Raw genomic sequence first — 26,231 nt, 5'->3', positions numbered from 1 at the left:
AAGAAATCTCCTAAATTCTATCAATACCGGGAATACTAAATACCGGCATTGGTCGTTCATGTTTAACTTCAAAATAAAAATCAGCTTGAAATTGTGGCATATCATTAGTTGATTTAACAGCAAGAGTCCGGTCAATATTAGCCTTATCTTCTTTCAATCATTCAGCAGACAATTTAGGTAAAGAAGAATAATTATCACCATAATGATAATAATCTAAACCTTTCTCAACACTACGCATCATTCCAGTAATCTTATTGAATTTAGTACGATAAGAAGCTCAAGCCTCATTATAACCAAAAATTTCATCATCAACAGTAGTGGTACCACCACTAAAATAAATTTCTTTATTTTTAATTGGTTGTTCACCGATATTAGCAAATATTGGGTCATAAAAATCATTACGAGTACTACGAGTTCATAATTGTTCTAATCCTTGTTGATACGAATGTTCATATCGAACAGCAGCAACCAAAATTAAATAACCATGTTCCAAAAAAGTTTTATTAATTAAACTTTGACTTAAAAAACTTTCACCAAAAGCAGATAAATTTGCTTGAGCACTATCAGAAACAGTACTTGAAGTTTGCGGAACAGTATTGACATTTAAAGGTTTACGATAACCACCTAAATACTCAGCACGCTGTTGAGTTGCATCTAAAGAATTAACACCAAAATGTGAACGCAAATATTCAACATAACGCGTACCACTACGAGCATCTTTTTCTAACATATGCTGATATGTTATCGCTTGTCGTAAATCATTAATAGAAATACCTGTAGCTTTAGATAAATCAGCATATAAATTATTAGGATAAAGTTCATCTTTAGGTGCAACAGTTAAAGGATTTGTCAAATCTAGACCAGCAATTGAATAAGGATATTTACCATCAACATTTTTCCCTACCATACCAAGACGACCGGCAGCTTGTTTTTGACTATCAAAATCTGTACCATCAGTTTTACTAAATGTCAACGGATTTCATTTTCCTTTAATAACTGGTTGTTTATCAGTATGAATAGGAGCAGAACCGCCAATATTTAAATTAATAGCATCACCTTTTTGTGGTTTAGGCAGAGCACTAGTAAAATAATCATGATACTTATTAGTAATAAAAGGCATACCACCTAATTCTAAATCTTTAACTCAATCAGTACCATTAGAACCAGTTCCCGTAGAATTAGTTTTATTAATATGAGCTACTGATTGTAAATTTTGGTCGCGAAATCAATCATTAACAATTTGAGTATAAGCTCTAAAAGGTAAAGCACTAACCTTTAAACCTTTTTTATTAATAGGTAAACCCATATAATCAGCAATTGTACCAATTTTTCAACCATCAGTAGGAGAATTAACAGTCGGAACTAAAATTTCGCTAGAAACAGCCCAAGGGTCTTCATTTTCACCAAAAAATTTCTTAAAATCATCTCAAATAATCCGATTTGGAACAAAAAAACCATAAACATCAATATTCGCAACATCCATAACCGGTTTTAACATCGTAGTTTGTCGAATAAGAGCTTTAATATCTAATTTAACATTATCACCAGGCAAAATCTCATCCAAATAAATTGGAACTAAATCACCTGCATTAAAAGCAGTAATAAGCTTGCTATTTCTAACAAACATTGAATGTTGCGGAGAACTATTTAAAGTATTCCCAAAATTATAAACTAATTTATTTTTTTTCATCTACTTCTTCTCCTTTTACATCTAAATCATCTTTAATATCTTCTTGTTTATGATTTTTATTATCATTATTCAAACTTTTTAAATAATCATTAATAACATTTAAATTATCAATATTTTTTAAAAGATTTAAAGTTTCCATTGCTGAACTTGGTAACTGCGATAAATCAACATATGAACCTTCTTTAAAATTCAAATTTACAATTTCGCCGGTTCCATATCTATCAATCATTTCATTTAAAGTTGTACCAACACCAGCTTCCTGGATTTCATTATATATATTTGCTACTTTACTAACTCGTAAAGAAACTTCACCAGTATCTTTACTAACAACTCTTTCATAAATCTTATATTCAGCTTTACCACTCTCAGAAGGAACACTGACATTTTCAAATTCCTTATAAATTTTTTTCATGTTTTTTACCTTTCATAATATTTTTATTTTGTTGTTCAATTCAAGATGAATAACCATGATTATCTAAATAATCTTTTAAGACATCTAAATCTTTATCAATATTTTTACTTTTAATATATATCGACCTAATTGTTTCAATAATTAAAACAATAATCCCAGCACTAATAAGCATCGCTGAAATAATCACATAAGCTGGTCAATCAATATTTAAATGAGTATGTCCTATAAGACAAATAACAATTCCAGCTATAAAAAATAATGACGAAATTCCAAAGACCTTTAAAAACATAATAATGTCTTTAATACTAATTTTTGACATAAAAAACTCCTTTCTCTTGTTTTGAGAAAGGAACAGATGGTACAATATACCAGGGAAGGAATTACTGTGATTAATTCCTTTCTCATATATCAATTATACATAAAAAAAGAAATTATTTAAAATAATTTCTTTTTTAAGATTCTATTTTTTAGAAATTTTCTTTAATATAACAATTATAACTATAAGAGTAATTAAAATTAAAAGACCCATAATATATATATTAAATTAGAATCTTATTCCACCACGAGATGTGGAACGAAATAGATTAGCAGCACGAACAGTTTTTGCAGTATTGCTCAAATAACGACGATGTGCTTTAGTATTATTAACTTTTTTACGAAATGCCATTTTATATTACCTCCTTATGTGTAATAATATATTAAAGCTATTTGTTATCTTTGACAATACGCTTTAAACTTTTAACTCTCTCATGAAGGATATGGTCTTTATTACCCAATAGTTTGACATATCCAACACCAGCTTCTTGAACAGAAGCAGTTAAATTAAATTTCGCATTAACAATGCGATTTTTTTTTATTGCTTCTAAATGTTCAGCATTCTGCTTCTCATAAAGTCGGTCAAAATAACGCGGTGGTTGAAGCTTTATCAAACCTTTCTCAGTATTTAAATTAATAACATCATATTGATAAATATCTTCAAAATTATCTTCAAAATATTTTTTACCAATTCCCTTACTCATATACAATTTTTCTTGTTCAATATTAAGTTTCTCATAATCTAATTTATTAGCTTTTTTTAAAGTATAACGAGCAACATAACCCGCACTCTGATAAGTAACTCGACCAATTTTATGTATTCCTTTTCCTCAAATACGGTCAACAACTTTACTAATAAAGTATGGATGACCTAGTTTTGAGACCTCTCCGGTCAATTCCAAGTCCATTTAATGGTAGACCAAAGAAACAGATGTGATAATGGGGTCTCTGTGTGCGAGAACCATATTCTGAACTTGCTAAGTACTTAATATCAAATATATTTTCACGTTCAAAATTTTTACGTAAAGAATTAATAAATCTTTTTAAATCAGAATATCGACAAGTATATCTACCTTCATCATTAATCGGAATAAATTCATCAGCATAAGTCAAAGTAATAAATCAATTATCATTAGAACTTTTACATTCCAAAGCTGAACGTACTGCTCACTCCTTAGAATTATCTAATTTACATCCGATACACTTACGACAAGGAACAGCATTGTTATTTTTATAATAGCGGTTCATATCTTTTGTAAGTTTTTCATAAGACTTGGTACATAACCTTTAATTTTATCTACTATTTTGATAATATTATTTACTAGGTGAAGTACAAATGTTAGATAAATACAAAGACGAAAATGAATTTTATAGTCTAATAGGCATAAAATATAAAACTTTCATGAAAATGGTAGAAATTTTAAAAGAAGCTAAAGCTAAACAAAAACAAATTGGTGGTAGACCAAATAAATTATCAATAGAGCAAAGATTACTTATGACTTTAGAATACTGAAAAGAATATAGTACATATCGTATTATTGCAAAAAAATATAATATTAGTCATGTTAGTTGTATTCGTAATATCTTTTGAGTTGAAAATACTCTAATAAAAAATAGTCACTTTCATATACCTGGCAAAAAGATATTATTGGAACATAAAGTTACTAATAATAATTTATTAGCAATTGATGCTACAGAAATTCCAATTGAAAGAATTAAAAAAAACTAAAATTATTATTTTCTGGTAAGAAAAGGCAACATTCATTAAAATCACAAATAATTATTGATTTATTTAACAATAAAATTATTTCAGTAGATTTTTGTTATGGCAGTATTCATGATTATAAGTTATTTTTAAAATCAAATACACTTATAAATCCAAAATTAGAATTAATTGCCGATTCAGGCTATCAAGGTTTGCAAAATGTTCATAAAAATACATTATTGCCAATTAAAAAGAGTAAAAATAATCCCTTAAATCCAGATAAAAAGGAATATAATAGCTTTTTAAGTAAAGTTAGAATTGCCATTGAACATGTTTTTGCTAGATTAAAAAGATTTAAAATACTAGTTTATCGTTATCGCAATAAGATTAGAAGATTTGGATTACGATTTAACTTAATTTCAGGAATATATAATTTTGAATTAAGCTAGTTATAGTTATGTACCAAGTCTAATAAATAACGAAATTAATTATCAACAAAAAAATAATTTAGAAACTTTAAAGAGAAGTAAAAGAAATAATAATATCAATACAATTCAATGAGAAATTAAAAAAAATCCTGAAGATAATAATTTTTTGGAATTAATAAAATGGACTATTAATTTTTTAATAAATAGAAATATTGTTGTTTCAACTACATCTAATTCTGATGGTAGTTCAACAAGACCATATGCTTTAAATAATCATTTGGATGATAATAACATTTTCATTATTTCAATATCAATTCAAAATAATATAATAAATTTAGTTTTTAGATCAAGAGATTTATATTTGCAAGGCTATGGCATAACGTTTGAAAGGGATACAACAAGTTATTATTTGATTCATAATCATGAAACGATTAATAGTTATTATCATTTTGATGATTCTACAACCAGAAGTATTGGTGGATATAGGTCAGAAAATTTAGGTTTTTCGAGTAATTATATTAATTTAACTCCTGACAATCATTCTGTTTCGTGAAGTGAAATGTATGAATCTTTTATTAATTTAATATCTTTTCAAGGAAATCGTAATAACATTAATGGCAATATTAGCATAGAGGGGTCTTTGACAAATATAATTTTTTATACATCAGAAAGTTTAAGATTTAATAGTATTCGAAATTTAATAAATCAAAGATTTTTCTCAAATAGATATAGAATAGAAGAAGGGCACCGACTATCACAAAATCATTCAATAAATTGAAATGACGATAATATACATAATATTGTAAATAATTGAAGTCGAAATTCAGAACAATTTTATAATAGAATTAAACTTTTAACAAATATTTTAACAGAACTGCCCAACCAAATATCAATACTTTCTCGTCCTGGGGCATTAGCCTTTTTTAATTTTTGTATTAGAGATTACAATAATCGTAATTATAATAAAAGAATAAGAAGAGATTTAAATAATAACGAACTTTGCTCTTCTGCAAATGATTTAACACCAGTTTATAATTATAATGATTATTTTCAAGTAGATTATTGTTTTTTATGTCATGACGTTATTAAAATAAATTTAGCGAGAGATACTGCTATTAAAATAAAAGAAGTTTTTTATTTAAAAAATAAAGTAACTTTTAAAGAATATTTAATAAGTTTATTTAAAAAAATTAGACAAATAGATGAGACGGGTAATTTTTTGGGCGGAATTTTAGATAGTGATTATGAAAAAGCTGCTAATTTTATTTGAGAACATTTTTCACATTTCAATGAAAAATTATGTGATTTAATTAATTCTAATTTTTATACTTATATTTTTGTTGAAACAGATAGAAATGAAAAATGGGATGAAAATAAAATTATATTAGTTTAAGAAATAACAATATATAGACTTGGTACATAACTATAACATTTTATGCCGACTAAACTATAAAATTCATTTTTATCTTTGTATTTATCTAACATTTGTATTTCATCTAAAAAATAATTATCAAAATAGTAGATAAAATTAAAGGTTATGTACCAAGTCTAATATTAAAAGTAAATTGGAAGGAGCATATATAAATCAGGAATTATTAGATAGTAGTAATCAAAAGTTTCAGATTTTTCAAATTATTTCGCAAATTTTACAAAAGGAATTAATGATTATTGATAATAAAACATATAAGTTTTCAATGGACTCATTTTGAATTTCATCTTACAAGATAATTGATGATAGAATTTATGTTGTTTTAAATCACGATTTATTAAAGGAAGGGTTAGAAATTACAATGCAGACATTTTTAAATTAGAAAAAATGAATGGTTATTTATTGATATTGAATAATAAGACTTGTTTTTTAAATTTTATTGTTTATTAAGAATATTTGATATAATTAATAAAAGAAATAATTGAATTTACTTTCTTTACAATTAACAAATTAATTTAAAATGTGTTTTTATGTTAAAATTAAACTGTTATTTACAAAAATAGAAACGAGGATTAAAATAAATGCTTTTTATAAATAAAAGAGTAAAAACCATTACGACAATTGGTCCGGCTAGTGAAACCAGAGATTTGATGCTTCGTTTAGCACAAAAGGGAGCAAATGTATATCGTTTAAACTTTTCTCACGGTGATTTTGAAGAACATGGTAAGCGTGTTGAGTTTGCTAAATCTATTATTCAACAAGTACAAAGACCACTATCACTAATATTAGACACTAAAGGTCCAGAAATTAGAACTCACTCTTTTAAAGATGGTGAGGCGTTAATAAGAAAAGATAGTAGGGTTATTGTTTATACGAATAAAGAAATTGAAGGTACGGAAACGGAATTTTCAATTAATTATGAAAATCTTGTTAATGATATTCAAGTTGAACAAAGATTATTAGTAGATGATGGTAAGTTACAGTTAATTGTTTTAGGAATTAATAATAAAGATGATGATAAGTCAATTATTTGTCGCGCTGTTAATACTCATCTTGTCAAAAATCATCGTGCGATTATTGTTTCGGGAATTAAACTGTCATTACCTTTTATTTCTGACAAAGATCGTGCCGATCTTATTTTTGGATGTGAGCAAAAAGTAGATTATGTAGCTGCTTCTTTTGTTCATGATGCTAAAGATTTACAAGAGATGCGTCAATTGTTAGATGAAAATGGTGGTGCTGATATTAAAATTATTGCCAAAATTGAATCACGATATGCTGTTGATAATATTGATGAAATTATTGCTAATAGTGATGGTATTATGATTGCTCGTGGTGATTTAGGTGTTGATGTGCCTTATGCTGAGGTGCCTTTAATTCAAAAACATGTTATTCGTAAATGTAATAAAGCAATGGTGCCAGTAATTGTCGCTACGCAAATGTTAGAATCAATGTTATCTAATCCTTTGCCAACAAGAGCTGAAGTATCAGATATTTATTGAGCAGTTGATTTAGGTGTGGATACAACAATGTTATCTGGCGAAACAGCTAATGGTGAGTATCCTGAAAAATCAATTGAAGCAATGACGAGAGTCGTTAGAAAAGCAGAAATTCATTTTTGATATGAAGGTTATTTAGAAAGATTTATTAAATGATCAACTTCACCTTTTAAAGATTTTGTTTATCAAGTTGGTAAAGAGGTTCTTGGTGAAAAAATTCAAAAGCAAAAACGAATTCATCAAGTAATTGTTTTAGATGATAGTGATCATCAATTATTAACTAAAACTTTATCTAATGCTCGTGTTCGCAGTACATTAATCCCATTAGTTACTGATGAAAGAATTAGAAATAGTTTTGGGATTTGGTATGGTGTTTATCCAGAATTAGTTATGGATATTAATAAAGTAATTAATGATGATAATTTATTAAATAATATTGCTAGAAAATATGGTGCTAAAACTAATGAACAAGTTTTAATTGTTAATGGTAATGAAATGAGAAAATTACAAATAAAATAATTGCATTAACAGAGTTAAAGACGTTCAATTTGCTAATGAACGTCTTTTTCGCTAGAAAGGATATGTCGGCAATGGAACAAATTGTTACTGTAAAAATTAATAATGAAAATAAATCGTATCCATTAGGAATAATGCTTAGTGATGTTTTAACAAGTATTGATGCTAATTGACAAGAAAATATTATTGCTGTTAAAGTTAATAATGAATGAAAAGATATTAAAACTTATGTTTTAGAAAATGATATTATATTAGAGATAATTACAAAAGATTTAGATGAGGCATTAAAAGTACTTAATTATTCAGCAGCTATTGTTTTAGCAAAAACATTACAAACTAATTGAAAGGGTTTATTAATTGCCAATATTAATGTTGGTGATGAAGGTTTTTTTGTTGATTTTGATTTTCAAACCCGCATTAAAGAACAAGATTTAGAGATTATTACTAAGCAAATGCAAGAATTTCTTAAAAAAGACTTAGAAATTAAATATGAGTTAAAATCACCGCACGATTTACAACGATTATATGAAAATAATCCTTATTTTTTAGAAAAACTTTTAACACTTAAAGATATTGTTGGTATATATACTGTTGATAACAGTTCTTTCATTAATAATTTTATTGCTTTAGATAATACTAAAATTGTTGAAAATTTTATGCTTTCATCACTTGCTGGAGTTTATTGAAATAATGATGCTAACAATAAGCAAATTCAAAGAATTTATGGTGTTTGTCATTTTTCACAAGAAAAATTAGCAACCTTGTTAGCATTAATTGCTTTAAGAAAAGAACGAGATCATCGAAAAATTGGCAAAGATTTAGAAATTTTTATGTTTGATTCATTAGCAGGTCAAGGATTACCAATTTGATTGCCTAATGGAATGATTCTTAAAAAACAATTACAAGAGTATTTGCGTTCACAAGAGTTCTTTTATGACTATTTAGAAGTCGCAACACCAGTAATGGGAGCAATAGAATTATATCGTACTAGTGGTCATTGAGATCATTATCAACAGAATATGTTTCCGGTTATGCCATTGAATAATGAGCAACTTGTGCTTCGTCCGATGTCGTGTCCACATCATTGTTTAATTTATTGTTATAAATTACGCTCTTATCGTGATTTGCCATTACGATTTGCTGAGCACGAATTATTATATCGTTATGAAGCTAGTGGCGCTTTAACTGGTTTAGAGCGCGTTCGAGCAATGGAATTGACTGATGCTCATATTTTTTGTCGTTTTGATCAAATAAAAACTGAATTTCAAACAACATTTAAATTAATTAGTGAAATATTGTTAGCATTAAATATTGAAGTTGATTACTATTCATTATCATTAAGAGATTTTCAAGATAAAAAAAATTATTATGATAATGATGAAATGTGAATTAAAGCTGAAAAAGTTTTAAAAGAAGCCTTAGATGAATTAAAAATTAAATATATTGTAATGATTAGCGAAGCAGCTTTTTATGGTCCGAAATTAGATATTCAAATTAAAACGGTGTTAGGACACGATATTACGGTTTCAACGATTCAGTTGGACTTTTTACTACCAGAAAAATTTGATTTATCTTATCAAGATGAGAATGGACAAGAAGTTCGCCCTGTTATTATTCATCGTGGTTTAATTGGCACTTATGAACGCTTTATAGCTGTCTTATTAGAACAAACAGGTGGAGTTTTACCACTATGATTAAGTCCTAAACAAATTACTTTAATTCCTATTAAAGAAGAGCATCAAGCATATTGTTATGAATTAGAAAAACTATTTAAAACCCATAATTTACGGTCATTTGTTGATGCTAGTAGTGAACGGTTAGGTTATAAAATTCGTATTGCGCAAACTAAAAAAATACCTTTCCAAATTGTTATCGGTCAAAAAGAAATTGCTACTAAAAAGATTACTTATCGTCAATATGGTAAAGAAGAACAAGTAACAGTTACGATTGATGAGTTTATTAATTTATGTAATGAATTAATAGTAAACAAAAAATAATTAATGAATGTTTGGCATCTTAAAATTGGTAATAATTCAAACAATAGTAAATTAACCGAAAAATTTTATTATTCATAATAATATTGGTAGATAAAAAGATGCTTGTAATAAATTTACAAGCATCTTTTTATTTGTTATAAGTTTAATAGTTTTTCTAAATATATGCCAACACCACCTTCATCATTAGTATGTTCAGTAATATCTTTAGAAAATACTTTTAAAGTTTCGATACCATTTTTCATTACAATACCATAACCAACTTTGGTAATCATCTCTAAATCATTAAATTCATCACCAAAGGCAATAACATCTCTAATATCTATATTGTAATATTGTGAAAGAATTTCAGCAGCCATTCCTTTATTAATAAATTTATTTGATAGGTCTAGAACAGGATGTTCTTTGTCATTATCATGCGTTCAAATATTAATTTTTAAAGTATTAGTATATTTTTCTAAACTACGAATAACTTTATCTAAATGTAGGGGACTTTTTAATTGTAAAACAATATTATTAGCAGAACCATTTCAGTTTTCTAAAAGATTGCCAATAATAAAATTGTCCGTTGGAATGTCTGTTAAATGAAAGTAGCGTTCAAAATTGTCCGTTTGCTTTAAGCATACTGCTTTGTTGTAGTATTCTACAAGACCATTATATAAAGAAGTTTTGACATCGTTTTCTTTTAAAACTGCTTTTACAGTATCATAAGAAATTGGAAATACTAAGCGTTTAAATTCTCTTAATAATGGATCATGAATGTGACCACCATTAAAATTGCAAAGTAATGTTTTTAATCCTAGGTTATTATAAAACGAAATACTTCCACGGTGGGGTCTTCCCGTAACAATACAAACAATATGACCTTGGGCAATAGTTTTTTGTAATCCTTGAATAGTTAATGGATGCATTGTTTTTCCGTCATTCATTAATGTAGTTCCATCAAGGTCAATAAGGATTAATCTTTTTTTATCAATATGATTAAGTTTAATCATTGTTTTTCTCCTTTATTTTTAGTAATTAATCCCAATTTTATCTTGGATTAATTGCAATTTTTCGTGAGCAATTTTTGTTGCTTTTTCTTTTCCTTGCAATAATCAATGTTTTCATTCATCATTAGCAATAATTTCGTTATATTTTCTTTGAATAATTTCAAGTTGATGGCAAACAACTTTAGCGATTTTTTCTTTAAAAGCACCATAATTTTGGTCAGAAAACTCATTAGTTGCTTCTTCAATTGTAGTATTTGTAAAAGCACAGTAAATATTTAAAAGATTACTAATTCCTGGTTTATTAATTTCATCATAAAAAATTTTATTTTCACTATCAGTAATGGCACTTTTAATTTTTGTGGTAACATCATTTAAATTATCTAAAAGAGAAATATAAGTTTTAGGATTTTCATGTGATTTTGACATTTTTTTTAAGGGATTTTGTAGGTTCATTATTTTTTTACCATTAGGAGCAATATATGGTTCTGGAATTGTAAAGATATTACCATATTTATTATTCATTCTGATCGCAATATTTCTTGTTAATTCTAGATGTTGCTTTTGATCAATTCCCACAGGAACAATAGCAGCATCATATAGTAAAATATCAGCTGCCATTAATGCTGGATAAGTAAATAATCCTGTTGGTATCGTTTCAGTATTATTATGTTGTTTAAATGATTGTGTTTTATCTTTAAATTGTGTCATGCGATTTAGTTCTCCCATTGATGTATGACATAGCAGAATATGACCTAATTGGCAATGCTCTAAAATGTCAGATTGAGCAAAAATTGTAATCTTATTGGGATCTAAACCACAAGCAACATATAAGGCAACTAAATCACGAATATTATTTTTAAGAACATCGTGGTCATGATTTTTTATTGAGACAATAGCATGCAAATTGGCAACAAAGATAAAAACATCATATTCTTCTTGTAATTTAATAAAATTTTGAATAACACCAATATAATTACCAATAGTAATTTTTCCAGTATTAGTAATACCTGATAATAAGCGTGGTTTCAATAGTAATTCCTCCTAAAATAAATAAATCTCATTGGTAATGTATCAATTTTACTATAAATAATAATAAAAAAGAATATTTATATGGATTCTGGTCGCGTTTAGTTTTCTTAGGTATTGCTTTGAAGAAGTAAAACAATCAGCTAATTATATTATTTAATTACTAAACTAACCCTGCCTTTCTTGTTGTTGTCATTTTTATTCATTACCATTTTATCATATTATTGAATTTTTACACAATGAAAAATTATTAATTTTATTAAATTTTAACTAATATTTTTGCTTACTTAAATCTATTATATTTATTTGTTATAGCATTACCTTTATAATTAATTCAACTATCATCATTTTTATTATTATATTTATTTCATAATGACTTTTTATATATTTCTTTTCTGATTTCTATTTCTGAATTAATATTTTCATTAATATAATGTAATACATTTAATTTGTTTAAATTTGCCATTTTTAAATGTAATAAGTTATTTAAATTCTTATGATTATATATTTTTGCTCCATATCCTAATTGTTGTTTTATTAAATGCGATACATCGCTTTCAATGCTACAACCGATATTTCATTCTAAATTTTGGTTATGAATACCTTGCTTATTATTACTGAAATAATTACTCGCTTTTCTTAAATTTGTTTTAATATCTTTATTTAATTCATTTTTAGCGACATTACGAATGTTTTTAATTAATTCTTGATGATTTCCATCCTTATATAATTTAATTCAACTATTTAGTGTTACTTTACGATTTTCAAAAATAATATTAAATGCCGTTTGTTTTAATTTTTTAATAGCGTGATAACCATCTAAAATATATCTAACATTACCAAAACTATTAGCAATTTCTCTAATTCAAGCATCACCATCGCCACAAACAATTATTTTGTCATAATTAATATTAACGCCAAATTGTAAAGTTAAGTGCAACTAAATTATTTTTCTAACCAAATATTCGATTGGCGAAAGATAATTTAGTATTTTTCTTGGTCTTTGGTTTAAAGACAATATAAATTTATGAACTGCATTTTTAGTAGTGTTTGAAAAATTAAATTTTTTAGGAAATTTTTCTCTAATTAAACCATTAGTATTTTCATTAGTACCTCTTTGTCAAGGTGAATATGCATCAGCAAAATAAATTTTCACATTTAAATTTTTTTCAAGTTGTTGTCAATTAGCAAATTCTTTACCCCTATCAAATGTTATAGTCTTAACAAGATTATTTGGAAGAATTGATAAATAATGACTAATATTTTTGTTAATAACTTTAGTAGTTCTATTTTCAACTAATATTGCTAAAGTAAATCTTGATGTTCTTTCAACTAAAGTTATTAAACATGATTTACTTTTACCTCGTGATGATACTACAGTATCACCTTCTCAATGGCCAAGAGTTATGCGATTATTAACATTTCGTTCTTTAATGGATTTACCATTAAATTTACCCCGATTTTCTTGAGATTTTCGTTTCTTACCTTTTCTTCTTAAATTTTTACTAGTAACCTTTTCAAGTAATCCAGAATAAATTCAATTGTAAATTGTTTTAAAACTAATAATTCATTCTTGATGAAAATTTTTAATTCTGCCATAAATTTGTTCAGGCGATCAACCTAATAATAATTTTTGTTGTACATATTTTACTAATTCTCTATTTTTAAATTTATGAAAATAAACATGTAATTGTTTTCTATTTTCTGCTTTATTTTGTGCAATTAATGAAAAATAATGATTATTATCTTTATTTCTATTAACTTCTCGATTAATAGTACTAATACTTCGATTAAGATTTTTAGCTATTTCACTAATTTTTACTTTAAATTTCAATTGATTCTCAATATAAATTCTTTCATCTATGCCAAGATGTTTGTATCCCATATAAAAACTCCTTAAATTTACTTTTTCTAAAATAAACTTAGCATCATGAAATTTTTATATGAAATCTTTTGCAATTTTATTTACTTGCACTTACAAGTATAATTCAGCAATTTTATTTACTTGCACTTACAAGTATAATTCAGCTATCAACAAACAAATAATTCAGAAAATTTAAATAGAGTTAAAAAAGAAAATAATTCTAATATTAATGTTAATACTGAAATATATTGAATTAATTCTGAAACAAGTTTAAAAAAAGAAACAGATGTTCCTTATCCGATAACAACGATGTATACTTTTACAACTGATGGTGGCAATCGTGAAATTGGTGATATTTACTTCGGAACCACAAATGGGATTTATTTACGTAAAGCTGGAGAAACAACCGTAACTAAAATTGAAGAGATCAATGATCCTGTTGTTTTAATACAACCTTATAATCATAATAATAATGGTTCTGTACATGTTATAACTTTTAAAGGTGATGTTTATTATATTGACGGAAATAGTGTTGCAAATAAACAAACTATTGCTTCTAATCCAGTAATAACGATGTATACTTTTACAACTGATGGTGGCAATCGTAAAATTGGTGATATTTACTTCGGAACCACAAATGGGATTTATTTACGTAAAGCTGGAGAAACAACCGTAACTAAAATTGAAGAGATCAATGATCCTGTTGTTTTAATACAACCTTATAATCATAATAATAATGGTTCTGTACATGTTATAACTTTTAAAGGTGATGTTTATTATATTGACGGAAATAGTGTTGCAAATAAACAAACTATTGCTTCTAATCCAGTAATAACGATGTATACTTTTACAACTGATGGTGGCAATCGTAAAATTGGTGATGTTTACTTCGGAACCACAAATGGGATTTATTTACGTAAAGTTGGAGAAACAACCGTAACTAAAATTGAAGAGATCAATGATCCTGTTGTTTTAATACAACATTATAATCATAATAATAATGGTTCTGTACATGTTATAACTTTTAAAGGTGATGTTTATTATATTGACGGAAATAGTGTTGCAAATAAACAAACTATTGCTTCTAATCCAGTAATAACGATGTATACTTTTACAACTGATGGTGGCAATCGTAAAATTGGTGATGTTTACTTCGGAACCACAAATGGGATTTATTTACGTAAAGTTGGAGAAACAACCGTAACTAAAATTGAAGAGATCAATGATCCTGTTGTTTTAATACAACATTATAATCATAATAATAATGGTTCTGTACATGTTATAACTTTTAAAGGTGATGTTTATTATATTGACGGAAATAGTGTTGCAAATAAACAAACTATTGCTTCTAATCCAGTAATAACGATGTATACTTTTACAACTGATGGTGGCAATCGTAAAATTGGTGATATTTACTTCGGAACCACAAATGGGATTTATTTACGTAAAGCTGGAGAAACAACCGCAACAAAAATTAATGGTATTGATGGACCAATAATGTTTATTAAAACATATCCTGACAAAATTAATAGTGTACATATTATTAAATTAAATTTATTAAATAAAAATACCCCGACAAATTCACCCACATTGAATAGAAGGGCTAACAATAATAGAATAATTAATTTAATTTTAAATTCAGTTACACAACAAGAAGATTTTTGGTGTGGCCCCGCTATTGCTGAGGCGATATTAAGATATTTTGGATTACAATCAGCAGACAACAATTTTAATAATCAAACCAACCAACAATTTCAAAATACTTTAGCTCAGCGAATGAATACACAAGAGGGCGGAACAACAATGGAAGATTGAACTGCCAGAATTAATAATATTATTTCAGTTAATAGATTAAATCATAGTAGAACATATTCAATAAATAATTTTGATTTAGCATATAATGATAATACTATTACTAATAGATTTTATAATCTTGTTTCCTATAGCTTGCAAAATGATGCTCCGGCTGCATTTATGTATCATGGTTCTAGACAATTAAATGAAGATGATCATAGTCATTTTATTTTAATTACTGGTGTTACAAATGAATATAATAATGCTATTTATACATATATGGATCCATGAACAGGAACATTTGATACATTTAATTCTTCTGGTTTAAATTCATTTTTAACTCCTACAAGAATGCATGATGATGAAGAATCACCGCTCCCGTATGGAGGGCAATTAGCATCTTTTACTGGAATTATGGGAAGTATGACAGATTGAAATTATCGAAGAGAACATACATTATGATTTAATGATCACGCTTCTGCGGGAAGTAGTTGTCAAGTTCCGGAAATATCTAAAACTAATTTTACTGAAGCTGCTATTGGTTTAGGTGGTGGGCTGGCCGTGGGGACCGTGGTTCCTATCATAGGTAATATTGAAGGTGCTATTGTCGGGACAGGGGCATGATATTTAATATGAAGGGAAAATTGCATGAGCTCATAATTACAAGTTTTTCTAAATAAAAACCATAAAAATTTTAGATTCAGAATTATTACATATTTTTAATTTTAAAGAGGCATGTTTTAAAAAGAGAAAACGCATTAATAATTCTTCAGTTATAAAAACAGTTAAAATACCTAAATTTAACTATGATACAAAATCAAAATTAGTATTTCAAATTACAACAGGATTAACTAAAGTAAAACAAGAAAATAAATTAAATGGTTAAAATATAAATCCTGATGATGAAATGCAATTACATAACTTTGTTAATTTAAATAATAGACTTGGTACATAACTATAACATTTTATGCCGACTAAACTATAAAATTCATTTTTATCTTTGTATTTATCTAACATTTGTATTTCATCTAAAAAATAATTATCAAAATAGTAGATAAAATTAAAGGTTATGTACCAAGTCTAATAAATAATCTGAAATCATTAATGTATTATCAAATATTAATAAACAAGAACAAGAAATGATTTTATATTGTTTTAGCGATGTAGGAGATGAAATAGACTTGGCACCTCACGAACGCATAATATTTAAATATTCAGTCCGAGAAATTCATTTTGAAAATGCACTAAATTTAAAACAAAAAATTACTGGAACAATTACTGCTAAAATAATTGATGATAATAACAAGGAATAAACAATTACATTATCAATTAAAGAGGCGACGCAAATATTAAAAAAACATAGCTTATTGCCAGATGAAATTACTATCAATGAAGATAACAGTATAACTTTTAATGGAAAAGCAAAAATTTCTTTGGCACAAGAAGCGGAGCCGAAATTAATTATTAATACTTCAATAGTTTAATTGTTTTTGAAAAATAAGCAAACTATTCAAACCAGTAATTTTAATTAATTACTGTTTTTTTGTTTTGTCAAAATATAAAAGAGAAAAAATAAAAAGTTGCTTACTTAGTTGTTTAAGAGCAGTATCGTCATATAAAGCTACATTTTGGGGGTAGTGATTTTAACAGTTTAATTATTTTTAAATTCTAATATTTTTCATTTGGCATATCTTTCATTTTTATCTCATTCTTGTACTTTCATTTTTATGTTTTTTAATTTTTTATTTTGATATGATAAAAAATCTTTATTTTCTCAATATCTTGGTTCACTGTTTTTTTCTCAATTTAAATCATATTCTAATGATTTTAATATTGGTAGTGTAATCTTGTCATTTTTGTCAACATAAAATTCTCAACCATTAAGTTTCATTCGTGGAGGCAAGTTTTTGGGCATAAATTCATTTTCTACATTAACTTTTATTTCTCATTTTTGATTTCACTTGCTGTTGTCATCTTTTGATGATTTAAGTGTTAATTTTGATTTTTTTAAGTTTAATTCGTATGATTCATTCTTAATTTCTAATATTGGTTTATTTTCTTTTTTAGAGCACCCAACTATTGGCAATGTTGTCAGCCCCAAAAGAACTATTATATTTAAAATTTTCATAAATTTAACTCCTTTATTTTGTTTTTTTAATATATATATATATATATAATAATTATACAAAAATTCTTAATATCATTAGAAAAATGGCAAAACCGATTAAAAATTGAAAGGTATAGTAAAAAGCTGGCACCGTTTTAAAAACTGGAAAAATGGCGGTTGAAAAGTTAACTGTTGCTTTTGCAATAATTGCTAATGGTCGCAAAATTGTAATGATTTGTGACGCTGTCAGCATTCAGTTTAGCATTTTAATACTAGCATTTTGAATGGCACAACCAATATCATTAAATGTGGGTATTCATCGCCCTGAATATTTGCAATTTGCTGGCGGGATTAAGTCATCTCATTCTGAGTTGGTGGAACCATCAGGAATAAAGGCTGTGGAATTTAAGACATTAAAGTCATAAATTTTAAAATTGTAATTAGAGATATTACCTTTGTGATAAAGAGGAAAGGTTAGGGTAAAAATATTAATACCATAACGAATATCAATATCGGTATTGAGATAATTAATACTATTAGCAGTCTTGCTGGTTGGCAAGGTAATCAGTTTATTGTCGTAAGATTTAAGGACATTAAAATCAATTTGATAAATGCCATTAGTGTTGTTAATAACATTGTAATTCTCTTGGTGCATTTTTTTGTCAAAAGTAAAGAAATAACTTCTTAGTAATAATTCTGAGTTTCCTATAATATTTACTAAGTATTTTTTGGGATAAAAGGTAATTAATGAACGATAAAAGAAACCGATTTGAATAAAGTAATCCTTCTTATAGTTTTCTACACCCTTAAAATCAATTTCGGTATGAGTTTTTTCGTCCATATCAAAAGTCGCATAAAATAAACTAGCAAAGAAATTGCCAAGAATTTCATAGATTTCATCAAAAACATTTTTGTAATCGCTGTTGTTAATACTAGGAATGTTGTTTTTAAAATATAGGTAAATATCATTTTTTAAATTGGGGTCATAGCGCAGAAAACTAAATCTAACATTGAGGTAATTTAAGGTACCAAAGAGATACTTAATTAAATAATAATCGTTAGTATTTACAGTGTTATATTTTCAGATTTCGGTTTCACCGTGTAGCAATTGTAAATACTTATTTCCGGCAATTAGAGTTTTGTTAAATGCCTTAATTTTCAAAACATTCTCATTTACTACATTTTTATCACTAGAAGTTTTATGATAAAAATAGCTCTCGTCTTTAAAGCCGTGATTTTTAATCGTAAATTCTTTGTAATAACCTTTTTCTAGAGTGTCAATGAAATTAAATACGGGCGTTCAATAGAGATACGAGTAATTAAATTTATCAAAATCACCACGGTGAATCATTAAGTAATCAAGATTATCAAGAACATCGTTATAGTTATGGTTGCCATCAAATTTGGTGGTTTTTTCTGGCAAATCAATATCAGTCGAGGGTTTAATTTCTGATTGTGCGTCAAATTCTAATATTTTTCATTTGACATATCTTTCATTTTTATCTCATTCTTGTACTTTCATTTTTATGTTTTTTAATTTTTTATTTTGATATGCTAAATTGTAAAGTTAAGTGCAACTAAATTATTTTTCTAACCAAATATTCGATTGGCGAAAGATAATTTAGTATTTTTCTTGGTCTTTGGTTTAAAGACAATATAAATTTATAAACTGCATTTTTAGTAGTGTTTGAAAAATTAAATTTTTTAGGAAATTTTTCTCTAATTAAACCATTAGTATTTTCATTAGTACCTCTTTGTCAAGGTGAATATGCATCAGCAAAATAAATTTTCACATTTAAATTTTTTTCAAGTTGTTGTCAATTAGCAAATTCTTTACCCCTATCAAATGTTATAGTCTTAACAAGATTATTTGGAAGAATTGATAAATAATGACTAATATTTTTGTTAATAACTTTAGTAGTTCTATTTTCAACTAATATTGCTAAAGTAAATCTTGATGTTCTTTCAACTAAAGTTATTAAACATGATTTACTTTTACCTCGTGATGATACTACAGTATCACCTTCTCAATGGCCAAGAGTTATGCGATTATTAACATTTCGTTCTTTAATGGATTTACCATTAAATTTACCCCGATTTTCTTGAGATTTTCGTTTCTTACCTTTTCTTCTTAAATTTTTACTAGTAACCTTTTCAAGTAATCCAGAATAAATTCAATTGTAAATTGTTTTAAAACTAATAATTCATTCTTGATGAAAATTTTTAATTCTGCCATAAATTTGTTCAGGCGATCAACCTAATAATAATTTTTGTTGTACATATTTTACTAATTCTCTATTTTTAAATTTATGAAAATAAACATGTAATTGTTTTCTATTTTCTGCTTTATTTTGTGCAATTAATGAAAAATAATGATTATTATCTTTATTTCTATTAACTTCTCGATTAATAGTACTAATACTTCGATTAAGATTTTTAGCTATTTCACTAATTTTTACTTTAAATTTCAATTGATTCTCAATATAAATTCTTTCATCTATGCCAAGATGTTTGTATCCCATATAAAAACTCCTTAAATTTACTTTTTCTAAAATAAACTTAGCATCATGAAATTTTTATATGAAATCTTTTGCAATTTTATTTACTTGCACTTACAAGTATAATTCAGCATATGATAAAAAATCTTTATTTTCTCAATATCTTGGTTCACTGTTTTTTTCTCAATTTAAATCATATTCTAATGATTTTAATATTGGTAGTGTAATCTTGTCATTTTTGTCAACATAAAATTCTCAACCATTAAGTTTCATTCGTGGAGGCAAGTTTTTGGGCATAAATTCATTTTCTACATTAACTTTTATTTCTCATTTTTGATTTCACTTGCTGTTGTCATCTTTTGATGATTTAAGTGTTAATTTTGATTTTTTTAAGTTTAATTCGTATGATTCATTATTTTGCCTTTTACTTCTAATTAGTGATTGTGCTGTTGCTTTGTCATTATTAATGTTTTGTGGAATGGTAAAAATGTTATTGAAACCAATAGTTAGCACGGTAAATATTTTCATAAACATTTTTATCACTCCTTTTTAAAATATTTTATTTTTCATTATTCTTTTAGTTTTAATATTTTTTAACATAAAACGAATTAAGCAGTTTACTATTTCTGTTATGGTTACTCATACTAAGGAATAACCTATAATCATTAACTTACCAATTGCTCCAAAATTTTTAATAAATTGTTGCAAATTTTCAATATCTGTATGTAACAATAAAACTATACTTAAAGATATGAATATAATGTAATTAAGTATTATTCATCAATATCTTTTTAAAAAATTAATGAGTTTGTTTAGTTTCATTTTTCAAAGCTCTTTTTTCCTTAATTTTCTTAACAATAAGTCAAACTAATTTTTCAACTTGAAAAGCAATAAATATTGCACTACCAAATCAATAAACAAATAATCCAAGCAACATAATTGCGGTATTTAAACCAAAAAACTTATACATATCTTTTTCAATAAAATCAATAAATTCGTCATTTGTTCCCATTACTCACTTAGTATCCAATAAAGTTAAAGCTCAAAGTATTAAGTTTATAAAGATAAAAATAATGCTAAGCAATATTTTTAACCAATGATTTTTAAATCAATTTTTAATTCTTAATTTTAATGACATTTTTTCTTTTAAATTATCTTTTTTAAATAATTTTGCTAAAAATTTTTTCATTTTAATTCTCCTTTCATATTTTTATCGTCCTTTAATCACAATAAATAAAGCAATAAGTACACAAGTAACGCCAAGAATGGTAAAGATTGGATGTTGTGAAAATGTTCGTGCCATTGGTTTAAATAGTTCTAAAATTGTTAAATTACTAGTAATAAACTTTTGGAAATTGGCAAGACCTTCGCTAATGTAGTTTGTTAAAGTTTCAAAATGACTACCAGCTAATAATCCAAGAACAGTTATTAAGATAAAAATAATAATTAGTTTAAACATTGTTAGTTACCTTGTTTTGTTTTTATTGGTTTTATTTGTTTTTTGACTTTTCCTCATGCACTTAAACGGCCACTATTTTTAACCGCATATTGGCGTTGTTTTTCTAAATTAACTTGTTGACTACCAAATCCAAGAATAATTGCCATAAGAAATTCTACAGCCAGCGTTAAGAATAAAGGAAATATTAGTTGAATATTTGTTCCTGGTACTTCTAAACTTCAAATTAAGTCAAAAACTTTATAAAGCATTTGAGCGAGAAAGTCGGCCATTTTTGCGAGATTTTCCATTTTTCATTATTCCTTTTCTTTCATTTTTCTTAAAAATTTGCTAAATTTATCCATTTTTAAGTATTCTAAGTCTTCTAAATCAATTGATGTGTCATTATAGTATTTATCTTCATAGTCAGGATTCACTTTTGAATTTAAGTAATCTCTTAAAAACGCTAGGTAAAAAGAATTGTAAGTGTTAAGTATTGGTAAAGGAATTTTTAGTTTAAAAAAATAAATATCAAGTTCAGGAATATCGCGATATTTAATGCGACGACCCTTTTTATTATTTTTAGCATCAATTAAGGTGTTTCGTCAGCGTTCATATTCTTCAATGCTCGTAAAGGTGCCATAAATGACTTTTAAGTAGGGGCGAAAAATATTAACTGGTTTTTTGCGAATTCCCACAATCACATTGTTGGCAATATCACGAACTTTAACTCAAATATGTTTATCTCTTTGACCACTAGCGAGAACAATATGACCGAAATGGCGTGCAAGAGCGAAATACTCTTGAATACCAGTTTCTTCGTTTTTGGTATTATTTTTTTCTCAATCGGTTCCTTCTAAAAATAAATTGGTTTCATCTCACAACAGTAAGGTTTTGTCTGGCAATACCGGATAATCAAAGTCTAATAATCCCATATGCCCTAAGCTTAATTTTTGGGTTTCTAGTAATGGGAAAGTTGATGCGATGTGATATTTCTTCTTTTTTAGTAATTTTGCTGCATATACTAGAAAGGCGGTTTTTCCAGTTCCTAACGAACCAATCACAATATTTAATGGTGAGTTTTTTAAGAAGTTAATCACTTTGTTAATTTGTGTGAAATTACCGATTTTAAAAAGGAAAACTAAAATACAACCGGCTAAAAATAAATAGCTCACAATGTTTTTGAAATAACCGTTGTAAATGTATCAAATTGCTCCTCAATGTCATAAAATTAAAAATGAGGTGCGATTCAATTCAATAAAATGGTTATTTTTTTCTATTATTCATTTGCAAAATTTCATCTTGCACCTCACTTTATTTTTTGTTAGCGGACTGCGCCAAGTAATTTTTCAAACATTTTAAAACAAATAAAGAATATTGCCAAAATAAATGGAAAAATGAAGATTCAGTAGTCAGCAAAGAAGTTACCGACTTGTGGCATATTAACGGCAATAATTTCTCACATTTTAGTAAATGCTGTTATAATTGCATTTCACAATTTAGTCATCGCATCGCTAGCTGTTATTTTTGCTGGTGCCTCAGCTAAGAAAGTTGTAAACATATAATCACCCCCTTTCTTTAATGTAACTTCTTGAAATTAATTTCGCTTTTATCTAAATACTGATATGGTTTTCCAAAGTAGCATTAGAATAAATCACACCATAATTGCTGTTAAGAATCAAAAAGCAATGTTTGCTATTAAAATTCAAAGTGTTTCTTTGGTTAAATCAATTTCTTTACCACCACTAATATGAGCCGGGATAGTTGTGATTTGAATGAATAAATCTCAGAAAGTTTGTTTAATTTGTTCTCAATTAAATTCTTTTAAGTTTATTGTCATTTTTTATTTCCCAAAAATCATTTTTATTGGTAAATACATAATTGAAATTAAGGCGAAAATAAAAGTAATGATAATAATTAATCCGGCAATAAATGCAACTTGTGCAGGCATTTTTTCTATCGGAACAAACAGTTTTAAGAACTCCATAATAATTTCTCAAAACATTATTTTTTGTGCTCGTTATTTTCTTTTGAATTAGGAGCTTTAACTCATTCTTCAAAGCGAGCAATAAATACTTTCTCGTCTTTTGTGAAATTACCAGTATTATTTTTAATGGCATTTTTATATTTAATTCGCATTTTTATTTTGGCATAAATTTTATAAGCAAAATATGCCGATAGCATTATGCTGATAATAATAAATATTAGTCCAATTGCAATATTCATTTTTAAACTCCTTTAAAATAGTTATAATTCATATCTTTTTTGTTATTTTCTTTTTCGGCAATGAAGAAGCCTAATAAATCTTGGCCTTTAATTAACTTCGTTTCTTGCTCTTGTTGATTAATTGAAATTACTTGATATTTACTATCTTTTATTATTCCAATGCAAATTGAATTTTCGTATTTTCCTTTATAAACAAATCGCTTTGGAAACCAAATGCCGATTTGTTTATTAAATCATGGAATTTTTGGCGCTTTAATAAGCATTGCGTTTTGCGTTTCTTTTAAAAGATACTTCTTAGTATTTAAGAAAATGTTTTCAATGTTTTTCATAGTAAATTACCTTTCTTATGAATAAACTAAGTTAATTAACTTAGTTAATATAACTTAGTTTTTTAAACACTTATATATCGCAGATTTAAGTGTTTAACAAGCTTTGTTATTAAATTTTATTTTTTAATTAGATAAAGATTTTAATAATTTTAAACTTAGTATATCCCCTATATAGAAATTTCTACACTTTAACATCCGCATCCTACCCTTGGAACTAATTTAATAGCGTGTATATTTTTAGGAAATCCACCCATTCATTTTTTTATTGCAAAACGAAACAAATTGCTATAGCTAATAGGATGTTATCTATTAACTGGTAAACTTCTTTCGGTTATGGCGACCACCCACAATTTATCGTGCTTTTTTAATACATACCAACATTATTAACTCACTTGTATTTAATTTTCAAAGAACAAATTTTTAACATCTTATAAAATAAAAAGACAATCATTGCTGACTGTCTTAATACTTATTCAAATCTTTTCCCACCTAACAAAACTTTATGCGCCCAATATTTACAAAATAAAAAGAAAGAACATTATGTCCTTTCCCTAATTAAATTTTATATCCACATTAATTTTATTTAATAAATTAAATTAATTGAGCAATTTTTACAGTAATAGTTTTTTCACCTTTAAGTTTTGCTTGACCAGCTTTACTTGCTTTAACTGTTACACTTACAGTAATTTCCGTTGCTAAACTAGTTGTAGCATCTAAGTTATCTGTACCATTTTTTTTCACAGTAATATCTAAATCAGTGGCTTCAACATTATTTCCATTTGTTAAATTTTTAACTAATTTTAAAACTTCTTCTTTAACAGCAGTTTTAATCATATCAGCACTTGTATTAGTACTTTCAGTGGCTTCAACAGTTATTGCAGAATCAATATTTGTTAAGGTGCTTAAATCTGCTTTTACCACTACTGGTGTAATTTTAGCAATTTTTACAGTAATAGTTTTTTCACCTTCAAGTTTTGTTTTACCAGCATCTTTTGCTTTAACTTCTACATTTAAAGTAAGACCATCTTTTAAATCAATTGAATCGCCAGTTAAATTATTATTACCTTTTTTCACAGTAATATCTAAATCAGTGGCTTCAACATTATTTCCATTTGTTAAATTTTTAACTAATTTTAAAACTTCTTCTTTAACAGCAGTTTTAATCATATCAGCACTTGTATTAGTACTTTCAGTGGCTTCAACAGTTATTGGAGAATCAATATCTGTTAAGGTGCTTAAATCTGCTTTGATAACAACTTCTTCTGCTCCTTTTAATTCCGGAAACACAATACTTTGTGATTTATGTATTCCTTTTAATTTTGCAGTTTGAGTTTTAATAACTGTAATATCAAAAGTTCTATCAAGAGCAGTTTTGCTTGTCAAATCATAAGTACCCGTAATTGTTTTTAAATCTTTTTCAATGTTAATACGATAGTCAATTTTTAAATTAGTTTTAGTAACAATTTGATCAATGGCAGTTTTAACAATTGTATTCACAACAGTAGTAATTTCGTCTGTTGTTACAGCAGTTTTGTCTTTAACATTATTAAAAGCTTCAATTTCAGGGGCTATAATCCTTAATTTATTTAAGTCTCCTATTTTTAATTTTGCTTGGTCATCTTTAGTACTAGGATTACAAGCAGCAACAGCAAAAACTGGTGACATTGTAAATGCTAACGCAACTAGTATTTTTAACATATTTTTATTTGATTTTATCATCGACGATTAACCTTCCTTTTATTTTTGTCTTTTAGTTATTTCTAAACTAATAACTACATTATTATAACTTGTTAGTATAAAGAATTATCTAAAATATTAATAATTTTTAAAACATCTTATTAATACTCCTTTCCAATGAATAAATCAATTATATATGCTGAATTATACTTGTAAGTGCAAGTAAATAAAATTGCAAAAGATTTCATATAAAAATTTCATGATGCTAAGTTTATTTTAGAAAAAGTAAATTTAA

General features: G+C 26.4%; 31 protein-coding genes. 7 read left to right on the top strand and 24 right to left on the bottom strand.

The annotated features are described in order from the left end of the window. Nucleotides 1-10 precede the first annotated feature (10 nt). The 6 genes from ACFEL5_RS01755 to ACFEL5_RS01730 all read right to left on the bottom strand — a co-directional run bounded on the left by ACFEL5_RS01755 (nt 11) and on the right by ACFEL5_RS01730 (nt 3,665). The gene (locus tag ACFEL5_RS01755; protein WP_375315456.1) at nt 11-1,690 is read right to left on the bottom strand and encodes a major capsid protein; all 1,680 of its coding nucleotides are present in this window, start codon (nt 1,688-1,690) and stop codon (nt 11-13) included. Continuing rightward, nucleotides 1,677-2,102, bottom strand: a complete 426-nt coding sequence (locus ACFEL5_RS01750; protein ID WP_375315454.1) for a hypothetical protein — start codon at nt 2,100-2,102, stop codon at nt 1,677-1,679. The genes ACFEL5_RS01755 and ACFEL5_RS01750 overlap by 14 nt, the downstream gene beginning before the upstream one ends. Continuing rightward, complete coding sequence (locus ACFEL5_RS01745) at nt 2,086-2,421, bottom strand: hypothetical protein (protein ID WP_375315447.1); 336 nt, start codon at nt 2,419-2,421, stop codon at nt 2,086-2,088. The genes ACFEL5_RS01750 and ACFEL5_RS01745 overlap by 17 nt, the downstream gene beginning before the upstream one ends. A 225-nt stretch (nt 2,422-2,646) precedes the next feature. Then, the gene (locus tag ACFEL5_RS01740) at nt 2,647-2,769 is read right to left on the bottom strand and encodes a hypothetical protein (protein WP_375315448.1); all 123 of its coding nucleotides are present in this window, start codon (nt 2,767-2,769) and stop codon (nt 2,647-2,649) included. A gap of 37 nt (nt 2,770-2,806) precedes the next feature. Further along, complete coding sequence (locus ACFEL5_RS01735) at nt 2,807-3,313, bottom strand: hypothetical protein (RefSeq protein WP_375315449.1); 507 nt, start codon at nt 3,311-3,313, stop codon at nt 2,807-2,809. Further along, on the bottom strand, nt 3,270-3,665 hold the full coding sequence (locus ACFEL5_RS01730; protein WP_375315450.1) for a rolling circle replication-associated protein: 396 nt from the start codon (nt 3,663-3,665) through the stop codon (nt 3,270-3,272). The genes ACFEL5_RS01735 and ACFEL5_RS01730 overlap by 44 nt, the downstream gene beginning before the upstream one ends. Before the next feature lie 88 nt (nt 3,666-3,753). Here ACFEL5_RS01730 and ACFEL5_RS01725 point away from each other — a divergent pair, with 88 nt between their 5' ends. The 5 genes from ACFEL5_RS01725 (at nt 3,754) to thrS (ending at nt 9,991) form a co-directional block, all read left to right on the top strand. Then, complete coding sequence (locus tag ACFEL5_RS01725) at nt 3,754-4,146, top strand: transposase family protein (protein ID WP_375315019.1); 393 nt, start codon at nt 3,754-3,756, stop codon at nt 4,144-4,146. A gap of 2 nt (nt 4,147-4,148) precedes the next feature. Continuing rightward, complete coding sequence (locus ACFEL5_RS01720) at nt 4,149-4,571, top strand: transposase family protein (RefSeq protein WP_342224593.1); 423 nt, start codon at nt 4,149-4,151, stop codon at nt 4,569-4,571. Between the two features lie 145 nt (nt 4,572-4,716). Beyond that, nucleotides 4,717-5,943: a ribosome-inactivating family protein gene (locus ACFEL5_RS01715; protein WP_375315557.1), complete on the top strand. Its 1,227-nt coding sequence runs from the start codon at nt 4,717-4,719 to the stop codon at nt 5,941-5,943. A 617-nt stretch (nt 5,944-6,560) separates the two neighbouring features. Continuing rightward, on the top strand, nt 6,561-7,997 hold the full coding sequence (pyk, locus tag ACFEL5_RS01710) for a pyruvate kinase (protein ID WP_342189823.1): 1,437 nt from the start codon (nt 6,561-6,563) through the stop codon (nt 7,995-7,997). A 35-nt stretch (nt 7,998-8,032) separates the two neighbouring features. Then, nucleotides 8,033-9,991 (top strand): threonine--tRNA ligase, encoded by a 1,959-nt coding sequence (thrS, locus tag ACFEL5_RS01705; protein WP_375315556.1) that lies wholly within the window; start codon nt 8,033-8,035, stop codon nt 9,989-9,991. A gap of 134 nt (nt 9,992-10,125) precedes the next feature. Here thrS and ACFEL5_RS01700 read toward each other — a convergent pair whose 3' ends face one another. The 4 genes from ACFEL5_RS01700 to ACFEL5_RS01685 all read right to left on the bottom strand — a co-directional run bounded on the left by ACFEL5_RS01700 (nt 10,126) and on the right by ACFEL5_RS01685 (nt 13,891). Beyond that, nucleotides 10,126-10,983, bottom strand: a complete 858-nt coding sequence (locus ACFEL5_RS01700) for an HAD-IIB family hydrolase (RefSeq protein WP_375315555.1) — start codon at nt 10,981-10,983, stop codon at nt 10,126-10,128. An 18-nt stretch (nt 10,984-11,001) separates the two neighbouring features. Further along, on the bottom strand, nt 11,002-12,015 hold the full coding sequence (gene trpS / locus ACFEL5_RS01695; protein WP_375315747.1) for a tryptophan--tRNA ligase: 1,014 nt from the start codon (nt 12,013-12,015) through the stop codon (nt 11,002-11,004). Nucleotides 12,016-12,289: 274 nt separating this feature from the next. Further along, nucleotides 12,290-12,946, bottom strand: a complete 657-nt coding sequence (locus ACFEL5_RS01690) for a UPF0236 family transposase-like protein (RefSeq protein WP_375315554.1) — start codon at nt 12,944-12,946, stop codon at nt 12,290-12,292. Next, the gene (locus ACFEL5_RS01685; RefSeq protein WP_338966716.1) at nt 12,947-13,891 is read right to left on the bottom strand and encodes an IS30 family transposase; all 945 of its coding nucleotides are present in this window, start codon (nt 13,889-13,891) and stop codon (nt 12,947-12,949) included. Nucleotides 13,892-14,179: 288 nt separating this feature from the next. On the opposite strand from ACFEL5_RS01685, the gene ACFEL5_RS01680 reads away from it, so the two are divergent. Further along, nucleotides 14,180-16,324, top strand: coding sequence for a hypothetical protein (locus ACFEL5_RS01680; RefSeq protein ID WP_375315553.1), 2,145 nt, complete (start codon nt 14,180-14,182; stop codon nt 16,322-16,324). Between the two features lie 222 nt (nt 16,325-16,546). Here ACFEL5_RS01680 and ACFEL5_RS01675 read toward each other — a convergent pair whose 3' ends face one another. Then, a complete protein-coding gene (locus tag ACFEL5_RS01675; RefSeq protein WP_375315272.1) occupies nt 16,547-16,681 on the bottom strand; it encodes a hypothetical protein in 135 nt (44 codons plus the stop codon). A gap of 122 nt (nt 16,682-16,803) precedes the next feature. On the opposite strand from ACFEL5_RS01675, the gene ACFEL5_RS01670 reads away from it, so the two are divergent. Then, entirely contained in the window at nt 16,804-16,977 is a 174-nt protein-coding gene (locus ACFEL5_RS01670) for a hypothetical protein (protein ID WP_375315271.1), read from the top strand. A 338-nt stretch (nt 16,978-17,315) separates the two neighbouring features. On the opposite strand, the gene ACFEL5_RS01665 is transcribed toward ACFEL5_RS01670, so the two are convergent. From ACFEL5_RS01665 to ACFEL5_RS01605, 13 genes are all read right to left on the bottom strand, one after another. Then, nucleotides 17,316-17,792, bottom strand: coding sequence for a hypothetical protein (locus ACFEL5_RS01665; protein WP_375315270.1), 477 nt, complete (start codon nt 17,790-17,792; stop codon nt 17,316-17,318). Nucleotides 17,793-17,844: 52 nt separating this feature from the next. Beyond that, entirely contained in the window at nt 17,845-19,293 is a 1,449-nt protein-coding gene (locus ACFEL5_RS01660) for a hypothetical protein (protein WP_375315552.1), read from the bottom strand. 55 nt (nt 19,294-19,348) lie between these two features. After that, complete coding sequence (locus ACFEL5_RS01655; protein ID WP_375315551.1) at nt 19,349-20,293, bottom strand: IS30 family transposase; 945 nt, start codon at nt 20,291-20,293, stop codon at nt 19,349-19,351. Nucleotides 20,294-20,383: 90 nt separating this feature from the next. After that, a complete protein-coding gene (locus ACFEL5_RS01650) occupies nt 20,384-20,803 on the bottom strand; it encodes a hypothetical protein (RefSeq protein ID WP_375315550.1) in 420 nt (139 codons plus the stop codon). Nucleotides 20,804-21,068: 265 nt separating this feature from the next. Continuing rightward, complete coding sequence (locus tag ACFEL5_RS01645; protein WP_375315268.1) at nt 21,069-21,458, bottom strand: hypothetical protein; 390 nt, start codon at nt 21,456-21,458, stop codon at nt 21,069-21,071. 21 nt (nt 21,459-21,479) lie between these two features. Next, entirely contained in the window at nt 21,480-21,728 is a 249-nt protein-coding gene (locus ACFEL5_RS01640; RefSeq protein WP_215826579.1) for a hypothetical protein, read from the bottom strand. A 2-nt stretch (nt 21,729-21,730) separates the two neighbouring features. Further along, a complete protein-coding gene (locus ACFEL5_RS01635; protein WP_342189513.1) occupies nt 21,731-22,015 on the bottom strand; it encodes a hypothetical protein in 285 nt (94 codons plus the stop codon). A gap of 6 nt (nt 22,016-22,021) precedes the next feature. Further along, nucleotides 22,022-23,005: a hypothetical protein gene (locus tag ACFEL5_RS01630; RefSeq protein WP_375315267.1), complete on the bottom strand. Its 984-nt coding sequence runs from the start codon at nt 23,003-23,005 to the stop codon at nt 22,022-22,024. Nucleotides 23,006-23,028: 23 nt separating this feature from the next. Beyond that, nucleotides 23,029-23,265 (bottom strand): hypothetical protein, encoded by a 237-nt coding sequence (locus tag ACFEL5_RS01625; RefSeq protein ID WP_342189962.1) that lies wholly within the window; start codon nt 23,263-23,265, stop codon nt 23,029-23,031. Between the two features lie 282 nt (nt 23,266-23,547). Further along, nucleotides 23,548-23,691, bottom strand: coding sequence for a hypothetical protein (locus ACFEL5_RS01620; RefSeq protein WP_375315266.1), 144 nt, complete (start codon nt 23,689-23,691; stop codon nt 23,548-23,550). A gap of 17 nt (nt 23,692-23,708) precedes the next feature. Next, nucleotides 23,709-23,930, bottom strand: coding sequence for a hypothetical protein (locus ACFEL5_RS01615; RefSeq protein ID WP_342278158.1), 222 nt, complete (start codon nt 23,928-23,930; stop codon nt 23,709-23,711). Nucleotides 23,931-23,932: 2 nt separating this feature from the next. Continuing rightward, nucleotides 23,933-24,259, bottom strand: coding sequence for a hypothetical protein (locus ACFEL5_RS01610; protein WP_375315265.1), 327 nt, complete (start codon nt 24,257-24,259; stop codon nt 23,933-23,935). A 591-nt stretch (nt 24,260-24,850) separates the two neighbouring features. Next, complete coding sequence (locus tag ACFEL5_RS01605) at nt 24,851-25,978, bottom strand: hypothetical protein (RefSeq protein WP_375315549.1); 1,128 nt, start codon at nt 25,976-25,978, stop codon at nt 24,851-24,853. Nucleotides 25,979-26,231: the final 253 nt, after the last annotated feature.

It is taken from the genome of Spiroplasma endosymbiont of Tipula paludosa (assembly GCF_964264785.1).
GTDB lineage: Bacteria > Bacillota_I > Bacilli_A > Mycoplasmatales > Nriv7 > Nriv7.
This window is presented reverse-complemented; position numbering and strand designations above follow the sequence as displayed.